The sequence below is a fragment of the Microcoleus sp. Pol11C3 genome, assembly GCF_036701485.1.
GTDB lineage: Bacteria > Cyanobacteriota > Cyanobacteriia > Cyanobacteriales > Microcoleaceae > Microcoleus.
In genome coordinates this window covers 35,622-56,481 of record NZ_JAUBQW010000014.1, presented here as the reverse complement: position 1 = coordinate 56,481, position 20,860 = coordinate 35,622, and the positions used below count along the sequence as shown (strand labels likewise).

The following is a 20,860-nucleotide window of genomic DNA, read 5'->3' as shown; positions in this document are numbered from 1 at the left end:
GCCTCAACGGCCGCAAAGACGCCACCACCAAATTCGTAAAAAAGTTTTCAAAACTCGCATCAAGTTCGATCGACCCTTTAATACTCTCATCATTCTTAATCCAATCCATCACCTGCCCATTAGTCACCTCAGCCACCGGCTTCCCAGTCTCCCCAGCAATTTGCTTGAGCACCCTCAAAGCATAAATTGCCACCCGCGCCGAAAACTTTTCCTTCGACGACAGCAGCGCCATATCAACTTCCGCACACTCTTCGGGCTTTAAAAAATCTGCTAGCGGTTCCATAGTTATTAGTTACTTGTTATTTGTTATTTGTTATTGGTAATCGGTAAAAGCATCTATCCGTGTATCCGTGTCAAAATCCGTGTAGTGCTGTCGGTAATTGGTAAAAGCAAAAAACACCCATCGGTGTATCCGTGTCAAAATTCGTGTAGTGCTGTCGGTAATTGGTAATTGGTAAAAACACCCATCCGTGTATCTGCGTCAAAATCCGTGTAATGCCTTCCCTCATCCTTCTTGCTTCTTCCTTCTTGCTTCTTCCTTCCTTCTTGCAATCAAATAACCGCAGCGGTGTTCCCCATTAATAATCCAGTGAGTCCGCTCCACAGTACAGTCCGGCAACACCCCCGCAAACATTTCCAACTCATTGCCGCAGACACTCGGAAAAGTTTCAGCAACATTAGAAATCGCGCAGTTGTGTTCCATCAACACAAATCGATCGCCCAAACCAGTGCGATCGCAGATCCCAACCTCCACAGATTCTACAGGATAACACTCAGCCATATAACCTTCAGCCCTGCGGAGTTCCATTAACTTAGTCACCCTCTCTTGCAGCGAACCCGCACCCACCAGCCGCCGATACTCCGTCGCCTTACGTTGCCACTGTTTTCGCAAGATAGTAATCACTTGCTCGCGGCCGACGGTTTCCGCCAACGTATCCAGGAAAGAGACAGCAAAATCGCCGTAACGATTCGGGAATCGATCGCGCCCCTGACTGGTAAGCTCATAAATGTGCTGAGGACGCCCCATACCAGCCTGAACCGACTGATACTGAATCAGCCCCTCCGCTTCCAAATCCTTCAAGTGACGGCGAATCGCCTGCGGGCTGATATCCAAAGACTCCGCCAACTCAAGAGCCGTCCCCTGACCCCCCTTGAGCAAATATTGCAGGATGTCTTGTTTCGTGGAAGTCTGCTGAGTGGTCTCCATCATCTTCACAAAAAATTATTTATTTGACTTTGACAATATCACTATTGTTAATGTAGCTTAAAATATACTAAAGCAACAAATCTGTTGTTTAACTTCCCAGAGCAGTCCCCAGAACTTGCCCGGCCCCCGACAGTTCAGCGTCTGCCATCTTTGAGAGACTTATCCAGAACACTCGAAAGCGCAAAATTAATGAGCTCTACAGTCACAACCCTAGTCAACCAGCCCTATAAATACGGTTTCGTCACCGACATCGAGTCAGACACCATCCCCCGCGGCTTAAGCGAAGATGTAGTCCGCCTGATTTCCGCCAAGAAAAACGAACCGGAATTCATGCTGCAATTCCGCATCAAAGCATACCGGAAGTGGCTGACAATGACCGAGCCCACCTGGCCCCACGTCAACTATCCCGCGATCGACTACCAACAAATTATCTACTATTCCGCGCCCAAACAAAAGCCCAAAAAGCTCAACAGTTTGGACGAAGTAGACCCGACACTCCTAGAAACCTTCGAGAAACTCGGCATTCCCCTATCCGAACAAAAACGGCTCGGAAATGTTGCCGTCGATGCCGTTTTCGACAGCGTTTCAATTGCCACAACATTTAGAGAAAAGTTAGCCAAAGATGGTGTTATTTTCTGTTCCATCTCAGAAGCCGTCAAAGATTATCCCGAACTAATAGAAAAATATCTCGGCAGCGTCGTACCAGTCGGCGACAACTTTTTCGCAGCCCTCAACTCCGCCGTATTCAGCGACGGTTCATTTGTGTACATTCCCAAAGGCGTCAAATGCCCGATGGAACTGTCAACCTATTTCCGCATCAACAACGGAGATTCCGGCCAGTTCGAGCGCACCCTAATTGTCGCCGAAGAAAACAGCTCAGTTTCTTACCTGGAAGGCTGCACCGCCCCCATGTTTGACACCAATCAACTGCACGCCGCCGTAGTGGAATTGGTAACAATGGACAATGCCGACATCAAATACTCCACTGTGCAAAACTGGTACGCTGGCGACGCCAACGGCAAAGGCGGTATTTACAACTTCGTGACGAAACGGGGTTTGTGTCAAGGAGTCAATTCTAAGATTTCTTGGACACAAGTAGAAACCGGTTCCGCGATTACTTGGAAATATCCCAGTTGCGTTTTAGTCGGTGATAACTCAGTAGGCGAATTCTACTCGGTAGCTTTGACAAACAACAAACAGCAAGCTGACACCGGAACCAAAATGATCCACGTTGGCAAAAACACTCGCAGCACGATTATTTCTAAGGGCATTTCTGCGGGAAATTCATCCAACAGCTATCGCGGTTTGGTAAAAATGGGACCGAATGCTAAAGGCTCTCGTAATTACTCTCAGTGCGATTCCATGCTGATTGGCGATAACGCTCAAGCGAATACTTTCCCTTATATTCAAGTGCAGAACCACACTGCTAAAGTGGAACACGAAGCTTCTACTTCTAAAATTGGGGAAGAGCAATTGTTCTTCTTCGCACAGCGGGGAATTTCCGCAGAAAATGCTATTTCCATGATGATTAGCGGTTTCTGTAAAGATGTTTTCAATCAGTTGCCGATGGAATTTGCGGCGGAAGCTGATAAGCTGTTGAGTCTGAAACTCGAAGGAAGTGTCGGATAATTTTTGTGGGCTAGAAACCCTTCCAGGCCGAGTTCATCGGGGACAACTTAATCCCACCGTCCGCCAGGGAATGAATTCCCTGGCTAATAGCTAAAGTCCTCTAAAGAGGACTAATGAGTTTAAAAGTTTTCTTCTCAGTCCTCTTCAGAGGACTTAAGCTTTGAGACTGGGAATTCATTCCCTGGCGGACTATCGGTTTAACGTTAAATTGTCACCAATGGGTACAGGCTAGGAACGAGAAGAAAAAACTGTAAAGTGCATTGAGGAAAAGGACAAAAATAGATGATTGTTGAAAATAGTCAAGTGGTGCTATCCGTCCGCGATTTAACTGCGGATGTCGAAGATACCCAAATTCTGAAGGGTTTGAATCTGGAAATTAAATCGGGTGAAATTCACGCGATTATGGGCCCCAACGGTTCGGGGAAAAGCACTTTATCCAAGATATTAGCCGGCCATCCTGCTTATACGGTAACGGGCGGAGAAGTTACTTTTATGGGTCAAAATTTGCTGGCATTAGCGCCGGAAGAACGCTCTTTAGCTGGCGTGTTCCTAGCTTTCCAATATCCTTTAGAAATTCCCGGCGTTAGCAATCTGGATTTCTTGCGCGTGGCTTACAATTCTCACCGCAAACATCGCGGCTTGGAAGAATTGGATGCTTTTGATTTCCAAGATTTAATCGAGGACAAGCTTGATATTGTCAAGATGAATGATTCTTTTTTAGGCCGTAGCGTTAATGAGGGTTTTTCCGGTGGCGAGAAAAAGCGGAATGAAATTTTGCAAATGGCGCTGTTGGAACCGAAATTAGCTATTTTGGACGAGACTGATTCGGGTTTGGATATCGATGCTCTCAAGATTGTCGCCGGTGGTGTGAATCAGTTGTCAACTGCTGAAAATTCGATGTTGGTGATTACTCATTATCAGCGGTTGCTAAATTACATTATTCCTGATTTTATTCACGTCATGGAAGCGGGCAGAATTATCTTGACTGGCCCGAAAGAGTTGGCGCTGGAATTGGAAGAGCGCGGTTATGACTGGGTTGTGGAAGAGGAAGCTGCAGGAGTAGGCGCGCGATGATGAATACGCAAGTTGCTAGTAGGGAAATGTTTTTGACTGATTTGGTGAATCAGTGCGGCAAGTTGGGCGCAGCTAATAACGAAAGTTCTGCTTACGGGTTGTATGATTTGCGGGATGCGGCGACGGAATACGTGCTTTCTTCGAGTTTTCCGACGGTGAGGGATGAAGAATGGCGCTTTACTGATTTGTCGCCGGTATTGCAAATTCCTTTTCATATACCCCAGAGCAATCAGTCAAAAGTTAAGCTGGCTGATATCATTATGCCTGTGAAAAATCGGGATGATTTACCATTAAGATTGGTATTTGTCAACGGTTTTTATGCGCCGGATTTGTCAACGGTAGAGTCGTTGGTTTTGCCGAATTTGCGGCTCGACTTTTACGCAGGTAATCTATCCAATGTACCCGAAAAATATCGATCGCGCATCACCGATGTTTTGAGCAAGCACAAACAGCAAACAGAAGTGTTTACTGCGCTGAATATCGCGGGTTTGGCGGATTCTGCGGTGGTGTTCGTGCCGGCCAATATATCGATCGACCTTCCGATTCACTTGCTGTTCCTGACAGCGCCCGGTGCATCTCCCACGATGTCTCAGCCGCACTGCTTAGTTATAGCTGAGCCTGGAAGCAATGTGACGCTGGTTGAGGATTACGCAACTATCGGTAATGTCCCTGCATTTACGAATGCTGTAACGGATGTTGTTGTCGGCGAAAACGCCACTGTGAATCACGTTCGGCTGCAGCGGGAAGGTGGAGAGGTTCTTCATATCGGCAAAAGTGCGATCGAACAATCTCGTAATAGCCGTTACACTTGCCATGCTATCAGCTTGGGAGGCAAAATATCGCGGCACAATTTAGAAGTTTTTCAGCGCGGCGAAGCCACTGAAACAACTTTAAACGGCTTAAGCGTAGCCTTTGGGGAACAGTTATCTGACACTCACAGTTTAATCGATTTCAATCACCCTCATGGTACAAGCCGCCAACTTCATAAGTGCATTGTCGGCAACAAAGCTCGCGCTGTATTTAACGGCAAAGTTTTCGTTCGCAAAGCCGCACAATTGACAGATGCCGGACAATTGAGCCGGAATTTGTTGCTGTCGCCAAGAGCTCGTGTAGATACCAAACCGCAGTTAGAAATTGTCGCCGACAACGTTAAATGTTCCCACGGTGCAACTGTCAGTCAATTAGAAGATGATGAACTTTTCTACTTGCAAAGTCGCGGTTTGGATTTAGAAAGAAGCCGCTATTTGCTAATCGATGCTTTTGCGGCCGAAATTCTCAATCAGTTGCCAATTATTGGCGTGGCGAAAATGCTTTCTACCTGCATGGCTATCCAAGGATAACTCATAAAGATGAGGACACAGAGGACACAGCAGTGCTTTGTCCGTACCACATCTTGCACCATTTTTAACAGCCTGTAGGGGCGGGTTTCACGAATAATAATTGCCTAAAACCAACAATCTCGTAAACCCGCCCCCACCCAACGACAAATCATTAACTTCAAAAAATATGACACTTATTCAAGAAAAAACACTTGCATCAAAAGTTCGCGGCGACTTCCCAATTTTGAATGAAAAAGTAAATGGCAAACCCCTAGTTTATTTAGACAATGCAGCTACTTCTCAAAAACCCCTAGCTGTGCTCAACGCTTGGCGTGATTACTACGGACAATACAATGCAAACGTGCACCGCGGCGCTCACACTCTCAGCGCCAAAGCGACTGATGCTTACGAAGGTGCGAGAGACAAAGTTGCGGCCTTTGTAAATGCCGCGTCGCGGCAAGAAATTGTTTACACTCGCAACGCCACCGAAGCGATTAATTTGGTTGCTTATTCTTGGGGCTTGAGTAATCTGCAAGCCGGAGATGAAATTATCCTGTCGGTAATGGAACACCACAGCAATCTCGTTCCCTGGCAAATGATGGCTCAAAGAACCGGTGCGGTGCTGAAGTTTGTCGAGTTAACCGAAACAAACGAGTTTGATGTGGAACAGTTTAAAACGCTGATTTCCCATAAAACTAAATTGGTGTCAACCGTTCACGTTTCTAATACTTTAGGCTGCATTAGTCCTGTCAAAGAAATCTGCGAAATTGCCCACCGTTTCGGTGCGAAAGTTTTAATAGATGCTTGCCAAAGCGTGCCGCACATGATAGTAGATGTGCAAGCAATAGATTGCGATTGGCTGGTTGCTTCCGGTCACAAAATGTGCGCTCCGACTGGCATCGGTTTTCTGTACGGTAAACTGGACTTGCTGAGAGAAATGCCTCCGTTTTTCGGCGGCGGCGAGATGATTGCTGACGTGTTTCTCGATTATTCCACCTATGCCGATTTGCCACACAAATTTGAGGCCGGCACGCCTGCAATCGGCGAGGCGATCGCCCTTGGTGCAGCAATCGATTATCTTAGTAACATTGGCATGGATAAGATTCACGCTTGCGAAGCAGAATTGACTGCTTATATGTTCCAACAATTGCGGCAAATTCCCGAGATTAAAATTTACGGGCCGCAGCCAGACAGCAACGGCGAAGGTAGGGCTGCGTTAGCAGCATTTACAGCCGGAGAAATTCACCCTCAAGACTTGTCTACCATGTTAGATCAGGAGGGAGTGGCGATTCGTTCCGGGCATCACTGCACGCAAGCTTTGCACCGCTATTTGAATATTTCATCTACGGCGCGGGCGAGTTTGTATTTTTACAATACTCGGGAGGAGATTGATGTGTTTGTGAAAGCGTTGAAAGAGACGATCGACTTTTTTGGTGGGATTATGGGATAAGCTTGTGAGGTGGGGGTTGAAATCTGAACTACACAGACGAAACCATTTTTTGCGGGTTTTATGTCCCAAGTAAATAGGGTGGATAATGCCACCCTACTTGCTGCAACCAAGTAATTGAATAAAACTTAATTACTCGCCTGATAACCTTTTAAGTTAGTAGTAATTGAACTACTAACTTGTTCAATAAAATGTCCACCTTCGTAATGACTTCCTTTCCCATGACTGTTTGAACCACCCTTCCGGGTACTTCCTTTTCGGTTTGCTGCTTCAGCAGACGTTATAAACAAAGAAGAAGCCAACAAAATGACTAAACTAAAAACTAGCAACTGTTTCAGAAACTTAGCCATGAGAATTTAGTACCTTTTTGAAATTAATAAAATCATAGAAAATTATAATCTTATTGTCAAGTGTATTTAAATAAAATTATGCTTCGTCAGCTACCACCCAGAATACTGTAGGTTTTCTAGTCCCACGCTCAGGCTAGCTTCTCCAACACCACTGATGGGCGAGCACACCCGTGACCATTTAAGCGGCGGGTTGCATTTGTCAATCAGCAATTATGCTCATATTTTACTCAGATTTTGGGTGGAAAACACAGATTTGGGCGTGAGTGCGATCGTGCGGAGCGCCATATTTATGCCAACTCGCGCCAAATCGCGAATTTTCTACTCCTAAACCAGCAACTTTCTGAGTATTATTACTGGTTGACAAATGAAACAGAGTCTTAACTTGTCACCAATGATCACACCCCCAATCCCAACACAACAAAATATCGATATCAATCTACCTGCATCTGCGGTAAAAAAAAGAGCGTGAAGCGCAGCTATCCCGTAGGAAATAGCCCTTCGAGATAGTATCTTAGCCTGTGGTAAAATAAAACTAGAGTTTTCTCAGCTCAAGGAGATTTTGAGATGATTGCTACTACTTCAAGTTTAGCCGAACAGAGAACACTGCTAGAAAACATTAGCTGGTCAACCTTTGAAACGTTGCTCAAAGAAATAGGCGATAAGCGAGGTTATCGCATAGCTTACGATGAAGGGAGACTGGAAATTAGGGCGCCACTATTTGAACATGAGAACTACAAGAGCAATTTCGGTAATTTCATCCTTGCTTTAGCAGAAGAACTCGACATTGAAATTAAAAGTGCTGGCTCAACTACTCTCAAACTCAAAAATGCCAAAAAAGGCATAGAACCAGATAACTGTTATTATATCCAAAATGAAGCAGCAGTTAGAGGCAGGCAAGAACTAGATTTAGAAACTGCCCCACCGCCAGACTTAGCAATTGAAATAGATATTACCAGCAGTTCAGTTGATAAGTTGGCCATTTACTCCGCACTTCGCGTCCCGGAACTCTGGCTATATAACGGGCGAGTTTTGAGATTTTATCAGTTGGTAGAAACTGAATATATTGAGCGCGACTTTAGTATTGCTTTTCCCTTTGTATCGGTAGCAGAAATGGCTGGGTTTTTCACTCGCACTCAAACCATAGGAGAAATTGCTTTGCTGAAATCCTTTAGAACTTGGGTTAAAGGGAAAATATAATATTCTCTAGCAAGGTGCGTAGTGTGCATCCTGCATTATTAGGTGCTGCGCCCAATTAACTAAAACTCCCTAATCTCAGGATGAACAAACTGATAACCAGCCGCCTTAATCTTTAGATTCGACACCCTCGCATTATAAGGCCGCACGCTAGGACTTCCATCCCAAGAAACTTTAGGCAGATTGTGAGTTTCAAAAATGCGATCGAGCAATTCACCACTGGATAGCGACACATCCCCGACTAAATTGTAAATTCCCTGCAATCGATTTTCCAAAGCAAAGGTTAACCCCCCAACAATATCATCCCGATGCACCCAATTAGTAACATCTTCCCCCCTACCGGGACGAGTGCTCCCAGCCCAGCCGCTAAAGATTTTAACTAATTCTCGCCCAGGCCCATAAATTCCTCCCAAACGGAGAATGCAGACTTGAAGATTGGGACTAGATGCTGCTAATAAAACCCGTTCTGTTTCTGCGAGAATTTCACCGTTTGGATTAGCCGGCGCAACTGGAGAATCTTCATTTACCAATTCACCTTGGCGATCGCCATACACAGAATAAGTACCCGTATAAATAACCTGCTTTACTGTGGATATCTGCTGTAAAACCGATACTAAAGTTGTCGCAGTATCTAAATAACTTTCCCGATAAGCATGAGGATTTGGAGCACCAACGCACAGCATAACAGCATCTTGTTCTTGCAGCACAGAGGCGATCGCATCTTTGTCATTTCCTTTGAGCACGGCTACCCGCTGCGCGACACCCTCCAACTCAACTACTCGCGTCGCCGTGGTAGTTGTCGCCGTCACGGTACAATCAGATTTGCCGCGTAAATGTTTGGCTGTCGCAGTACCCACATAGCCGCAGCCGACGATCGCAACTTTCATAAAAAATTCTCCATTGTGTCATGCTCTCTCAAATTATTGCCGATTTCGGAAATTATGGCGCGCTGATTTTTGTGGTAAAATGCAAAGCGTCGTTATCAATCGGAGTAGCATCGTGTCCGAGAGAGATATTTTTGCCACATCCTCAGAAAGCGAACTTTTAGCTTTTTATGGTTCTTTGTTTGCGATCGCAGCCGCCGATGGTGCCGTTGATATTGACGAACTAGATTTGTTGTTTAAAACCATAAATTTAGACAAATTTTCTGACTCTGCAAAGACTCAAATCCAATCCTACACAGCCAGTCCCCCATCACTCAGCGACTGTTTGCAAATAATCAGCAAGTCAGAAGAACCGCTGCGTTTGGGAGTCATGTATTTTTTAATTAACATTGCTGGGGCAAATAAGACGCTGCATCCTGCAGAAAGCGAGGCGATCCAATCCGCAAAAAAACTGCTGGCGGTTTCCGACTTGCAAATCCAAGCCATGCAGGAATTCATCGCAGACATGAAACAAATACGGGAGGTTGCCCCTAATAAAAATCAGGCATCAGCATCCTTCAATTCTGCTGTTTCCCAGCTTAAAACTAAGGGCATTACTCTCGATTTGATCGACCGGAAAGGAACCACAACAAACCTCAGCAACCCCAAAATTAACTATTCAGATGAAAGTTTTTGGACTAAACTTAAAAACTTTGCTTTAACCGCAGGAAGAGAAGTAGTTGAAAAAGCTTTGATTCTCTACTATACGGCTCAGAACCCAAACGTGCCTGCTTGGGCAAAAGGAGTTGTAGTTGGAGCTTTGACCTATTTTATATCTCCTGTCGATGCCATTCCTGATATATTAGTCGGCATCGGATTTACAGACGATTTGGGAGTATTGCTGGCGGCAATAGCTACTGTTTCAGTATACATTAATGCTGATACTAAACAACAAGCTAAACAAAAAATGAAAGATTGGTTTGGTCAATAATATTATGTCCGGTGGATCGTTTTGTGTCCCTCTGCATCGGAATAATATAATCTGAATAATATAGCAGTTGTCAATCGGATGAAATACAGGACACGGCACTGCCGTGTCCCCACCCACAATATCTGTAATTCACTCAACTGAAAACTTGATTATTGTCGGTTCTCAGTCTTTAAGCGGCTTGCCATCTCGATTGACAATACGGCTTTCACCATCCTTAGCCGTGACATTTTCATAAACCCCTTCATCCCGCTTCACGTACTTGCTGAAACCAGAATTTTTATAATCGGTGTCGGATGTCGGCTTCATCAACCTCGGAGCGCTCAGCAGGCGCCGTACCGGAGCATCTGCGGGAGTATCCCCGGGTTCGCACTTAGCCAACTCGCACAGTTTACCCCAAGTCGAAACTTCCAGGTTCATGCTGTGCGAAACTTCTAACTGCTGGTTGTTTTCGGGACACAAATAATCGTATACAGGCATACTAAGAATCTCGTTTGCAACTACTAAAATTACTAATTGCACGGTTATTGAGAATATTATAGCTCAACCTTACTAAAAATTCAAGCCCAAAAATCAAACTTTACTATTTTTAACGGTTGTTGAAACCTTAAATCAGCTATATTATTAACCCAGTGTGCTTGCTCCCGGATGCGATCGAGACAAAGCCCAAAAGTACCCTACCCTGAAATCCTCTGACTCGATCGCACGATCGCACGATCGACGGCTAGCAAATGCCCGCAAGACTTCCCTCAATACCGTCACAGGATTGATGATCATTTTCAGACTGTACGCAAATCACAGATTCTAAGTTTCAATTTTATTTATTTACTCACCAGCGAGGATTTACCGATGAGCGATTTCAAAGTTACGCCAGAAGTAGAGCTGAACACAGCTCAAATGTTGGAGCGATACGAACTGCAAGATGAGACAAATCTGCGGCGTTGGGCAAAACTGCACGGCATTAACAGCACTCGTGGTTTCTTCTATCCGAGTGAAGTAGATTTGATGGATCACGCTCACCACCATCTCTACAATTTGGGAATGAGCATTGCGGATTACCAAAGTCTTTTAGACCGGCGCCGCAGCAATTCCCAGACATCAGGCGACCAAAATAAAACAGTAGCAAGTCAAGTTGCTGACGAAGCTTATGATGCCATAGAAACGCTGACAGATCAGTATGCTGAAGCTATTGATTTAATGGGAGAACGTATCGCCGACCATTTCATCGATGAACTCGATTTATCTGTGATGAGGCACCTTTCTAAAAAAGTGCAAGATCGGCGGACTCTCAACGGTCAAACCAAAAAGCCTAACCGTTTTCTCCAAGTGATTAAAGCCGTGTTGCAACCGAGCAGCGAAAATACGCTTCTGGTTCCCAAAAAAGAGAATGACTCTAGTTTAGAATTAGAACAGCATCATCGGCTCGGCTAGTCGCCGATTTTTTTGAAAGACTAAGAGACTTTTTGTTCAATTTACTGGTCAATTTTACTGAAAAGCAGACCCGAACCCTCCCCTTTTCAAGGGGAGGCAGCAAGAGTCACATTTTTTATATTATGAAACAGAATAGAAGAAAATAAATTGAGATTTCCCAGAAGTCTAAATTACTTTTCAACTGATGTTGGGTTTCGCGACGAAACCAAACCTAATATAACTAGGGACAGATTGCGCGATCGCCAAAATTAGAGATAATATCTATTGAAGTGAACCTGTCAACCTCGCCCAAGGTAAAAACATGATTAAATCCTGGATGGTAATTGGAGGCGTCGCCTTGATAGTAGCACTAGCAGCTAACTTCATCCCGCCCAGCGACATCCAATGGTTCAACCGCTTGCAGCGTCCGAGATGGCTAGTATTTGAAAAAGCAATTCCCCTAATTTGGACAGTAATTTTTATTTGTGCAGCTTGGTCAGCAGTGATTGTTTGGGAAAAAGAACCGGGAACTCAGGAGACTTGGCTGAGAATGGGTTTGTACCTGCTTTTAGAAATAGTAACTATGTCTTACACCTCGGTTATGTGCAAAGTTAGGAGCCTAAAAGTCGGCACAATAATCGGCGGAACGGGCGCTATTTTAAGCGTAATCCTAGCTTTAACTGTGTTGCCAGTTTCCGAGCCTGCCGCCCTGTTATTGCTGCCTTACATACTTTGGAGTCCGATCGGCACTTACACCACTTGGGCAATGATGCACCTAAATCCGGCGGATGTTTAGGCTCTGGAATTAGTCATTTTAATTGGATTGCAAGCATAGAAAAAAGCACCTTTTACACCTAAAATGTGTTCGCGGTTATATCCCCGGCTTCTTTAATAAGTCCGGGTTCGGGGTCTTCTGTTTGTTGAAAATTGGCAATTAACGAGCGGCTATCTCAAACCAGATCGACTGCCATAAACTTTAACCCTTTCTTTCTACCTTAAATTTATCACAATAGTTTTATGTATCAGACTGCCAATTTTCTATCGCGGAAATGAGTTGTTGCAGTAGCTCACCAAAGCCAGCAATCTGTTCATCAAAAGCATCGCCATTCCTTACATAAAGATCGTTCTTTCGTTCACTTTCAAGCACTTCCTTTGCAGCTATAACTTCTGCGACACTAATGCCATGCTTCTTGGATAATTTCACTATCACTGCAATAAAAGCATCCAGATGTGAATCTTCTACTGTGCAGTAATTTCGCTCTTTTTGGCTAAATAAAGTACCTATCTGGTTTCTCAAAATAGTTATTTCTTAAACATACCACAATTATTTATGATATTCATTTTTAATAAAGACTAAAACCCCAAAAAATCTGTACAAATTAACGCTTGCTTGTACAGATAAGTAAAGATATTAGGTAGCAGCTTCTCACCCTCAAACCTAGCGACTGCCAGAACTGGTCGGAGGCTCAGTTTCCGGCGGTTCGGGAGGGGGAGATTCAGCCTTCGGAGGATTCAGCGACTCCTCCCAAACTTCGATTTGCGATCGAGCTTGCTCAAAAGCCCGAGTGCCCGAAGGAATCTTCTTCAAAGTTGCGATCGCCCCAGCCAGATCCGACGACGACTGTTCCACACCAAGCGCCAAAATCCGCTGGCTCCACTCATCAATCGCCTCACTCGCCTGCCACCGCAGCGAACTCGACTCAGGCACCTGAAGGGCCAGCCCAATTGCTGTTTCCAGAGCCTCCGCAGTCCCCGCTCGGGCAGCCTGACGGGCCTTCTGCAAATCTTGGTCGCCCTGAAATTGAGCCTCCCAAGTCCGAATGTTCGATCGAGCTTCCTCATAAAGCGCCCGTCCCGAGCGAATCCGGCGGGCCATCTCAATTGCCCCCGCCAAATTGCCCACCGCCGCTAGCTGCTGAGCTCTATCCAAAAACGGCTGGTCAACAAGCCGCTGTCTCCTCTCGATCCAAGCTTGAATTTTGGTTTGAGCTTCCACGTAAAGCGCTCTACCTTGACCGATCCGAGAAGCTTGAGCAACGGCCGCTTCCAGAGCATTCGGATCGCCCGTACTTGCCAAATCGTTCGCTCTTTGCAAATACGGACTGTCTTCCATCAGCTCGATTTGACGGCTCAAGCTACTAATTTGACTGCGAACTTCCGAAGCGCGGGGATTTGATTCCGGGACTGTTTGCAATTGCGCGATCGCAGCCCTCAAATCATTTACCCCACCAGGCGCCGCCAGCCTGCTTGCCAAATCCAAAACTTTCACATCAGCCATTTCTTGTTGCCAGCGGCCGACTAAATCTTGAGCTTGTTTGTATAAAGGGCGGCCGGACTTCAAAGTTTGAGCGATAGAGATCGCCTTCGAGAAACCCTCAACAGAGCCAGTCGAAGCCTGAGAAGTAGCATTCGCCAACTGATTAAAATCCTCAACTTGTCCCCTTAAATTTGCAGCGTCGGGAATCTTGTTAGCGATCGCGATCGCCTCCTGCCAATCCCCAGCCTGCAATCGTTTTTGGGCGATCTCCAAAATTTTCTTGCTAAATTCCGCGATCGCCTTATTGGAAGCTTGATACAAATAACTGTTTTGACCAATTCCCTGAGCCAGCTTAATCCCCATCACCAGATTGTCTAGACCTCCCTCGGAGGCTTTGTTCCGGGCTTTTACCAACTTATTGCCCTCAGCCCGAGTCGTCTGAATTAGCTTAGTCAATTCCTCGTACTTAGCCGATTCCCAGAAAGTATTTCCCAAATCCAAAAGCAGAGTAGCTTGGCGGAAAGCCAGCCCCCACTCTTCCTTACGCAAGTGGTCTTCAGCGGTGCGGTAAATTTTCTCTGCATCGCTCCATATCGACTGCCACTTTTCAATCTGCTTTTCCACCGTCGGGTAAGCGGGAACGTTTTTAGGAACCTTACGAGCGAGCGCAATCGCCTCCTCCAGCTTTCCTTCTTGGAAAGTAGCATTTCCCAGCCTGAGAATATCCTCCGACCACCGCTCAATTTGAGTGTTGATTCTCGGCCGCAGTGGATGGTCTTGTGGCAAAGCATTCACTAATTCGATCGCCCTGAGCAAATCATCCGCCGTCCGCTTGCTTGCTGCTTCTTGAGCACAAAAAAAGCGATCATTAGCAGAAGCCGTCGGCCAAAAAATCTTTGAGCAATTCGACTGCGATGTCAGGTTGAGCAAAGACGCAATTGCCACAAACCCCATACCCACCAAGAGCATCAAACTCAGCGCCAGCCAAAACTGCCACTTATTCGACCAGTTCCGCCACAACTGATTGGGTTCCCCCAGTGGCTGCGAGTTTTCCCCAGACAAATTCGGCGGTAGTTCCAGATGCCCTCCCGGCAGTTTTCCCGAAGTAACCAATTCTCGGATCTCTTTAAGTCGTTCAGCCCGGTTTTTCCTTGCTGGTACCCGCACCAGCGACGAAGAATCCTTTGTTGACTCCAAGGATTCTGATGCAGACCAACGGCCTGGTGTTTTGCGCTCTTGACTCATATCCTCACCACCAACAACAACCAGCCTGTCTTAATGATTTCAAAACAGCGATCGCTGCTATTGACTACTTTATAGAATGTATCCATCACTTTTAAATACTCCAGCAGGCGAAAGACTACAAGAGCCGATCGCCAAACCGCCAAAATCAAAATTTTGTGATTAGGTAATTGATAATGCGTAATTGGCAATTGGTCAAGGCCGTCATCCCTAACTCGCACTCAATAGAGCCAATTACACATTATCGTCTCAAGAACCGGAGTTCGATCGCAAATCGTCGATTAGTTCCGCAAGTTGGTCGCTGTTAGCTTGATAAACCTCATTGCAGAAATGGCACGTAGCCTCCGCCCCACCATCTTTTTCGATCATGTCTTGGAGTTCCGCTTCGCCCAACATTTTCAGAGCTCCCAAAACTCGATCGAACGAACAGCCACAGTGAAAGCGCACCATCTGAGTTTCCGGGAAAATTTCCAGCCCCATATCTCCCAATAACTCTTCGAGAATCTGGTGCAGCGTTTTGCCCGATCGCAGCAGCGGCGTAAAGCCCGACAGTCCAGCCACTCTAGATTCTAAAGTTTGCACCAGTTTTTCGTCCGTTGCCGCCTTCGGCAGAACCTGCAACAGCACACCCCCAGACGCTTGTACCCCGCCCGCCCCCACAAACACCCCCACAACCAGAGCCGAAGGCGTCTGCTCCGAGGTTGCCAAATAGTGAGTCAGATCGTCGCCAATTTCGCCGGAAACCAATTCTACCGTACTTGAGTAAGGGAAGCCGTATCCAACATCCCGCACCACGTACAAATAACCGTCACCTATTGCTCCGCCGACATCGAGTTTGCCTTTAGCATTGGGCGGCAATTCCACTTCGGGATTGTCCACATAACCTCGAACTGTTCCATCAAGTCCCGCATCCACCAGAAGCCCGCCCAGGGGCCCATCTCCTTTGATGCGAATATTGACTCTCGATTCGGGGCGTTTCATGCTGGAGGCGAGTAACAGCCCCGCCGACATCGTGCGGCCGAGGGCTGCTGTAGCGACGTAGGAGAGCTTGTGCCGCTGTCTTGCTTCTTCGGTGAGGCGGGTGGAAATGACACCTACAGCGCGAATTCCGCCCTCTGCGGCTGTAGCGCGAATTAATTGATCGGCCATGAAAAACCTTACTTTTCTCTTTTGATACTTCTATTAAACTATTTTAGAAGTTCTTGAAGGTTGCCGCAGCAGTTGACTCGGCGGGCCTGGGAGTGCGATCGAACTTCAGAAATCGCCTTTGTTTTCTATAAAACCTTGATCAACAACTATTTTTCAACAAATATTCTGATTAATTCTTCCACTTAAATATTTATTTAATATGTCCGCCATAACGAGTGCATTTATAGATGTTCTCATAAAGATGAGGTATAGATCCCTCAATCTCTAAATCCCTCCATCTCCCAATCTAAAATCTCAACTTGTAATTCACCTTTTTGATAAAGGGTATGTTTTCCCTAATCCACCCTGTTATCACTCATTTTATAATAACTAACAACTAATGACTAACAACTAATGACTAACAACTAACAACTAAAGCTTATCTTGGCGCTAACCAGACGATCGCCAAACCTTTACCTTGGCCGGCTAGAGTGAGAGGCGTAGGTCTCAGACAAATGTTTTTTAGCTGGAAATAAGCGATATGCCACCAACATCCAAAGCAGTTTTAGCGGAAATCCAGCATAACACAGGAGCGAGCCGAAACTTGCATTTTTATGCCAAGGGCGAAACCATTCCTTTGATGTCGCAAGGCCTTTGGCGAGTGTGTCAAGGTTTAGCACAACTGAGCACGCTTTATCCAACAGGGGAAGAAGGACTTTTGGGTTGGGTTGGGCCTTCGATGTGCTTCGGTTTGTGGTTGACAAGCTTGCAGACTTACCGAGCTACGGCGACATCAGATATTTATTTGATGTGGTATTCTATGGTGGAAATCGAAGCTTCTCCTCAATTGTCTCACGAGTTGCTGCCTCAAATGGTACGACGGCTGCGGCAAATGGAAGCAATTTTGGCGATCGCCGGACAGCGACGAGTAGATGACCGTTTGTATCAGCTACTGCTATTATTGCAACAGGACTTCGGTCAGCCTGTGATTGAGGGAACTCGTTTGAATATCCGCTTGACACATCAAGATATTGCTAATGCGATTTGCACGACGCGGGTAACAGTAACGCGAATGCTGGGAAAATTGCAGCAGCAAGGGTTAATCAGTCGAGATGGCGATCGGCATTTAATACTTAACAAAGATGTTTTTGCGTCCACCTCCGATTTGTTTGGCTGCAACCCTCAAGCAGTGTAGCAAACGCAGAAAAAAATCTTATTCTGCTTCGCCAATCAGCGTAAACGCGGCCCAATCTTGCGGATTTGGGTGCATCTTCATTGTCGTCAGCATCGCTTGTCGCAAAGCTTGAGCTTTATTCGGGTTTAGCTGTAACTGGCGATAGAATTCTGCCATTAATTCCGCTGTCGGCTCATCGGACACTAACCACAGAGAAACGATAATACTAGGAACTCCAGCACTAATTAAAGCACGAGATAATCCAAGCACACCATCACCTGTGATTTTTCCTCTGCCAGTATTGCAAGCACTTAATACCACTAATTCAGCATTTAATTTTAAATCCAAGATTTCGCTCGAAGTCAACAGTCCGTCATCATTTCCTGATGGAGCAAGGGCAATAGCTCCCGGTAAATCTCGCCTCTTCACTTCATTGAGTAAACCGTGACTTGCTATATGAATAATCCTGGCTTTTAACATCTGTTGAGTAATAGCTGCTTTAGTCGCTTGAGAGCCTGTAATTGCTTGGGTATTCAGAAGTTGGGCAATTGTAATTGCTTCTTTTTCGCTGCCCGGTAAGGCAGGCAATTGCTGCGGCGGGTTGCCAATTAGGGGCATAATTGGATTGCCGACAACTAAGTTAGTTTGGATAGAAAGTTGTCGATTTTTTTGCCGTGATTGGCGGGTTAACTGCAAAATTTGAATGGCGGGAGCGGTGAGGATCGTATGTTTTTCAATCAGATATTGACCCCTCGGATCTTGTAAGGCGACAAAGGGAACTAAAAACAGGGATTTATGGGGAATTAAGACGATCTGAGCCTTCGGATCTGCGGGTAAAAGATCGGCAATTGGTTGAATGAATATTTGATAGCTTTGCTGTAATTTGGGGTAAATTATGCGAGAAGTAGCAGGGGTAAAATTAGGGGGATTAGCTGCTTGTAGATTGCCAATGTCCCCGGACACACCCAGAGAATCGCGAGTGCCGCGAATCATCTCAGCTATGGCGGTATCTTGCTCGTTTAATCCTCTCGTCCCGGTAGCAGCAGATACTCTTGTTTCTTCGGTGGTGGAGGGTAGATTGATTTTAAGAGATTTGAGGTCAACTGAGCGAAAGATGATTTCGCCAGTTGGCTTGATGACCCAAATATAAAGGGCTTCATTCCTAATAGTTGAATATTCGACGATGGTAGCGTTTTGCTCTTTAGCAATTTGTTTAATTTGCTGGATATTGGGCGGGTTGATAGTAGTTGGGACAGAGGCAGATGGGGCAAGGCGAGATGCCAATAACTCGACAAAAGCTCTGGCTCTACCCCGCTCGGCAATTTCTAAAGCCTCATCAGTTTTTTTCTGAGCAATGAGGACTTGTTGTAAATTGGCGTAGGGGTTAGTTTGCGTTTCAAAGATTGACACTTTATTGGCATCGTCTAATCCAGCACGCAGAGATTCCGAAGCTTTAATACTATCAAGTAGCCTGGTCTCGGCTGCTGGGAGATTGCCCGATTTGTAAAGAGCACGTCCCAGATTGTTGAGAGCAGTTCCCTCACTTTGGCGGTCTTTAATTTCTCGGGCGATCGCCAACAACTGCTGTTCGTACTCAATCGCTTTGGCGTAGTCGCCGAGGGAAAGGTAAGCAATTCCCAGATTTCCCAAAGCTGCTCCCTCGCTTTGGCGGTCTTTAATTTCTCGGGCGCTCACCAAATACTGCTGAGCGTATTCAATGGCTTTGGCGTAGTCGCCGAGGGAATAGTAAGCATTTCCCAGATTTCCCAAAGCGGCCCCCTCGCTTTGGCGGTCTTTAATTTCTCGGGCGATCGCCAACACCTGCTGAGCGTACTCAATCGATTTGGCGTAGTCGCCGAGGGAATAGTAAGCATATCCCAGACTTCCCAAAGCTTTCCCCTCGCTTTGGCGGTCTTTAATTTCTCGCGCGATCGCCAACTGCTGCTGAGCGTACTCAATCACTTTGGCGTAGTCGCCGAGGTAAAAGTAAGCAATTCCCAGACTTCCCAAAGCTATCCCCTCGCTTTGGCGGTCTTTAATTTCTCGGGCGATCGCCAACTGCTGCTGTTGGTACTCAATCGCTTTGGCGTAGTCGCCGAGGTTACGGTAAGCATTTCCCAGACTTCCCAAAGCTTTCCCCTCGCTTTGGCGGTCTTTAATTTCTCGCGCGATCGCCACCCACTGCTGTTCGTACTCAATCGCTTTGGCGTAGTCGTCGAGGAAATAGTAAGCATTTCCCAGATTTCCCAAAGCTATTCCCTCGCTTTGGCGGTCTTTAATTTCTCGGGCGATCGCCAACAACTGCTGTTCGTACTCAATCGCTTTGGCATAGTCGCCGAGGTTTATGTAAGCAAGTCCCAGATTTCCCAAAGCTTTCCCCTCGCTTTGGCGGTCTTTAATTTCTCGGGCGATCGCCAACAACTGCTGTTCGTACTCAATCGCTTTGGCGTAGTCGCCGAGGGAAAGGTAAGCAATTCCCAGATTTCCCAAAGCTATTCCCTCGCTTTGGCGGTCTTTAATTTCTCGGGCGATCGCCAACAGTTGCTGAGCGTACTCAATCGCTTTGGCGTAGTCGCCGAGGTAAAAGTAAGCAATTCCCAGATTTCCCAGAGCTTTCCCCTCGCTTTGGCGGTCTTTAATTTCTTGCGCGATCGCCAACCACTGCTGTTGGTACTCAATCGCTTTGGCGTAGTCGCCGAGGGAATAGTAAGCAAGTCCCAGATTTCCCAAAGCTTTCCCCTCGCTTTGGCGGTCTTTAATTTCTCGGGCGATCGCCAACTGTTGCTGAGCGTACTCGATGGCTTTGGCGTAGTCGCCGAGGTTACGGTAAGCATTTCCCAGATTTCCCAGAGCCCCCCCTTCACCTTGGCGCTCTTTAATTTCTCGATAAATTATTAGTGCCTGTTGCCAAGACTGCAATGCAGCTTGAAATTGACTAATCTTATACTGCTCAATCCCTTGATTGAACAGTCGGTCTGCTTCGGCTTTCCGCTGAGCTTGGGTTTGAGCCAATGCCTGAGAATTGATGATTTTAAATTGAGAATTAGGGATAAATCGAAACTCACCTACAGTCAGCGCCGCTAAGATTGATATGAGTCCCGACAATCCAATTTTTTGCAGTTTCATAACTTTTGAGTCGCCTCTGGTTTGAATATCCGCTTGACACATCAAGATCTTGCTAATGCGATTTGCACGACGCGGGTAAAAGTAACGCGAATGCTGGGAAAATTGCAGCAGCAAGGGTTAATCAATCGAGAGCGCCATCTCGGCATTTAATAGCTTCCACATCGGATTTGTTTGGCTGCAACCCTCCAGCAGTATAGCAAGCGACAGCCATTTGCATTTACATAATGCTGTCTAATATTAAAGCTCAAATCTAATTGCATCAGAATTGTCTGTCTAGATTTTCCTCCCACTATCTACAGCAACACATTTGTAGCCGGAAAAGATATCATTAAGCGGTGCATCTATTTAGGGAAAAACTCAATGGCTAACTCAACTCCAGAAACACCGCAACCAGACAAAAAAGAATTGATTGATATCACAGCTAAACCTCAAGAACAACAAGAAGAACCGCC

The 20,860-nt window shown here is 46.0% G+C and carries 22 protein-coding genes; 11 read left to right on the top strand and 11 right to left on the bottom strand.

Annotation, left to right across the window (positions count from 1 at the left end; all coding sequences use genetic code 11):
• Window positions 1-283, bottom strand: a 283-nt coding sequence (locus QUA40_RS06095) for a hypothetical protein (protein ID WP_333122810.1), incomplete at its 3' end; no start/stop codon positions are given.
• Window positions 284-505: 222 nt separating this feature from the next.
• Window positions 506-1,210: an iron-sulfur cluster biosynthesis transcriptional regulator SufR gene (gene sufR, locus QUA40_RS06090; protein WP_333122808.1), complete on the bottom strand. Its 705-nt coding sequence runs from the start codon at window positions 1,208-1,210 to the stop codon at window positions 506-508.
• Window positions 1,211-1,396: 186 nt separating this feature from the next.
• Here sufR and sufB point away from each other — a divergent pair, with 186 nt between their 5' ends.
• The 4 genes from sufB to QUA40_RS06070 all read left to right on the top strand — a co-directional run bounded on the left by sufB (window position 1,397) and on the right by QUA40_RS06070 (window position 6,679).
• Window positions 1,397-2,836 carry a Fe-S cluster assembly protein SufB gene (gene sufB / locus QUA40_RS06085; protein WP_333122805.1) on the top strand — a complete coding sequence of 480 codons (1,440 nt, stop codon included), beginning with the start codon at window positions 1,397-1,399 and terminating at the stop codon, window positions 2,834-2,836.
• A 282-nt stretch (window positions 2,837-3,118) separates the two neighbouring features.
• Window positions 3,119-3,910 carry a Fe-S cluster assembly ATPase SufC gene (gene sufC, locus QUA40_RS06080; RefSeq protein ID WP_333122802.1) on the top strand — a complete coding sequence of 264 codons (792 nt, stop codon included), beginning with the start codon at window positions 3,119-3,121 and terminating at the stop codon, window positions 3,908-3,910.
• Window positions 3,907-5,250 carry a Fe-S cluster assembly protein SufD gene (gene sufD / locus QUA40_RS06075; RefSeq protein ID WP_333122799.1) on the top strand — a complete coding sequence of 448 codons (1,344 nt, stop codon included), beginning with the start codon at window positions 3,907-3,909 and terminating at the stop codon, window positions 5,248-5,250. The genes sufC and sufD overlap by 4 nt, the downstream gene beginning before the upstream one ends.
• Window positions 5,251-5,416: 166 nt before the next feature.
• On the top strand, window positions 5,417-6,679 hold the full coding sequence (locus tag QUA40_RS06070; RefSeq protein WP_333122796.1) for a SufS family cysteine desulfurase: 1,263 nt from the start codon (window positions 5,417-5,419) through the stop codon (window positions 6,677-6,679).
• Window positions 6,680-6,804: 125 nt separating this feature from the next.
• Here QUA40_RS06070 and QUA40_RS06065 read toward each other — a convergent pair whose 3' ends face one another.
• Entirely contained in the window at window positions 6,805-7,026 is a 222-nt protein-coding gene (locus QUA40_RS06065) for a hypothetical protein (protein ID WP_333122793.1), read from the bottom strand.
• 154 nt (window positions 7,027-7,180) lie between these two features.
• On the opposite strand from QUA40_RS06065, the gene QUA40_RS06060 reads away from it, so the two are divergent.
• Both QUA40_RS06060 and QUA40_RS06055 read left to right on the top strand, forming a co-directional pair.
• Window positions 7,181-7,354 (top strand): hypothetical protein, encoded by a 174-nt coding sequence (locus tag QUA40_RS06060; RefSeq protein ID WP_333122791.1) that lies wholly within the window; start codon window positions 7,181-7,183, stop codon window positions 7,352-7,354.
• Window positions 7,355-7,590: 236 nt separating this feature from the next.
• Window positions 7,591-8,223 carry a Uma2 family endonuclease gene (locus tag QUA40_RS06055; protein ID WP_333122789.1) on the top strand — a complete coding sequence of 211 codons (633 nt, stop codon included), beginning with the start codon at window positions 7,591-7,593 and terminating at the stop codon, window positions 8,221-8,223.
• A gap of 59 nt (window positions 8,224-8,282) precedes the next feature.
• Here QUA40_RS06055 and QUA40_RS06050 read toward each other — a convergent pair whose 3' ends face one another.
• Window positions 8,283-9,107, bottom strand: coding sequence for an NAD-dependent epimerase/dehydratase family protein (locus QUA40_RS06050; RefSeq protein WP_333122786.1), 825 nt, complete (start codon window positions 9,105-9,107; stop codon window positions 8,283-8,285).
• 112 nt (window positions 9,108-9,219) lie between these two features.
• On the opposite strand from QUA40_RS06050, the gene QUA40_RS06045 reads away from it, so the two are divergent.
• The gene (locus tag QUA40_RS06045) at window positions 9,220-10,074 is read left to right on the top strand and encodes a DUF1232 domain-containing protein (RefSeq protein WP_333122783.1); all 855 of its coding nucleotides are present in this window, start codon (window positions 9,220-9,222) and stop codon (window positions 10,072-10,074) included.
• Between the two features lie 162 nt (window positions 10,075-10,236).
• On the opposite strand, the gene QUA40_RS06040 is transcribed toward QUA40_RS06045, so the two are convergent.
• Together QUA40_RS06040 and QUA40_RS06035 are read right to left on the bottom strand one after the other, a co-directional pair.
• Window positions 10,237-10,551 (bottom strand): zinc ribbon domain-containing protein, encoded by a 315-nt coding sequence (locus QUA40_RS06040; RefSeq protein ID WP_333122780.1) that lies wholly within the window; start codon window positions 10,549-10,551, stop codon window positions 10,237-10,239.
• Window positions 10,552-10,695: 144 nt separating this feature from the next.
• On the bottom strand, window positions 10,696-10,848 hold the full coding sequence (locus QUA40_RS06035) for a hypothetical protein (protein WP_333122777.1): 153 nt from the start codon (window positions 10,846-10,848) through the stop codon (window positions 10,696-10,698).
• 72 nt (window positions 10,849-10,920) lie between these two features.
• Between QUA40_RS06035 and QUA40_RS06030 the strand changes: the two genes are divergently transcribed.
• Both QUA40_RS06030 and QUA40_RS06025 read left to right on the top strand, forming a co-directional pair.
• A complete protein-coding gene (locus QUA40_RS06030; protein ID WP_333122775.1) occupies window positions 10,921-11,502 on the top strand; it encodes a hypothetical protein in 582 nt (193 codons plus the stop codon).
• A gap of 301 nt (window positions 11,503-11,803) precedes the next feature.
• Window positions 11,804-12,277 carry a TspO/MBR family protein gene (locus QUA40_RS06025; protein ID WP_333122773.1) on the top strand — a complete coding sequence of 158 codons (474 nt, stop codon included), beginning with the start codon at window positions 11,804-11,806 and terminating at the stop codon, window positions 12,275-12,277.
• A 219-nt stretch (window positions 12,278-12,496) separates the two neighbouring features.
• On the opposite strand, the gene QUA40_RS06020 is transcribed toward QUA40_RS06025, so the two are convergent.
• The 4 genes from QUA40_RS06020 to hslO form a co-directional block, all read right to left on the bottom strand.
• Window positions 12,497-12,778 (bottom strand): hypothetical protein, encoded by a 282-nt coding sequence (locus QUA40_RS06020; protein ID WP_333122770.1) that lies wholly within the window; start codon window positions 12,776-12,778, stop codon window positions 12,497-12,499.
• Between the two features lie 141 nt (window positions 12,779-12,919).
• Entirely contained in the window at window positions 12,920-14,983 is a 2,064-nt protein-coding gene (locus QUA40_RS06015) for a hypothetical protein (protein WP_333122767.1), read from the bottom strand.
• Window positions 14,980-15,201: a hypothetical protein gene (locus QUA40_RS06010; RefSeq protein WP_333122764.1), complete on the bottom strand. Its 222-nt coding sequence runs from the start codon at window positions 15,199-15,201 to the stop codon at window positions 14,980-14,982. Before QUA40_RS06010 ends, QUA40_RS06015 begins: the two co-directional genes overlap by 4 nt.
• Before the next feature lie 28 nt (window positions 15,202-15,229).
• On the bottom strand, window positions 15,230-16,129 hold the full coding sequence (hslO, locus tag QUA40_RS06005; protein ID WP_333122763.1) for an Hsp33 family molecular chaperone HslO: 900 nt from the start codon (window positions 16,127-16,129) through the stop codon (window positions 15,230-15,232).
• Window positions 16,130-16,649: 520 nt separating this feature from the next.
• Here hslO and QUA40_RS06000 point away from each other — a divergent pair.
• Window positions 16,650-17,303 (top strand): Crp/Fnr family transcriptional regulator, encoded by a 654-nt coding sequence (locus tag QUA40_RS06000; RefSeq protein WP_333122760.1) that lies wholly within the window; start codon window positions 16,650-16,652, stop codon window positions 17,301-17,303.
• A gap of 18 nt (window positions 17,304-17,321) precedes the next feature.
• On the opposite strand, the gene QUA40_RS05995 is transcribed toward QUA40_RS06000, so the two are convergent.
• Window positions 17,322-20,408, bottom strand: a complete 3,087-nt coding sequence (locus QUA40_RS05995; protein ID WP_333122757.1) for a tetratricopeptide repeat protein — start codon at window positions 20,406-20,408, stop codon at window positions 17,322-17,324.
• 33 nt (window positions 20,409-20,441) lie between these two features.
• On the opposite strand from QUA40_RS05995, the gene QUA40_RS05990 reads away from it, so the two are divergent.
• Window positions 20,442-20,558 carry a helix-turn-helix domain-containing protein gene (locus QUA40_RS05990; protein ID WP_333122755.1) on the top strand — a complete coding sequence of 39 codons (117 nt, stop codon included), beginning with the start codon at window positions 20,442-20,444 and terminating at the stop codon, window positions 20,556-20,558.
• The last annotated feature ends 302 nt before the right edge of the window (window positions 20,559-20,860 follow it).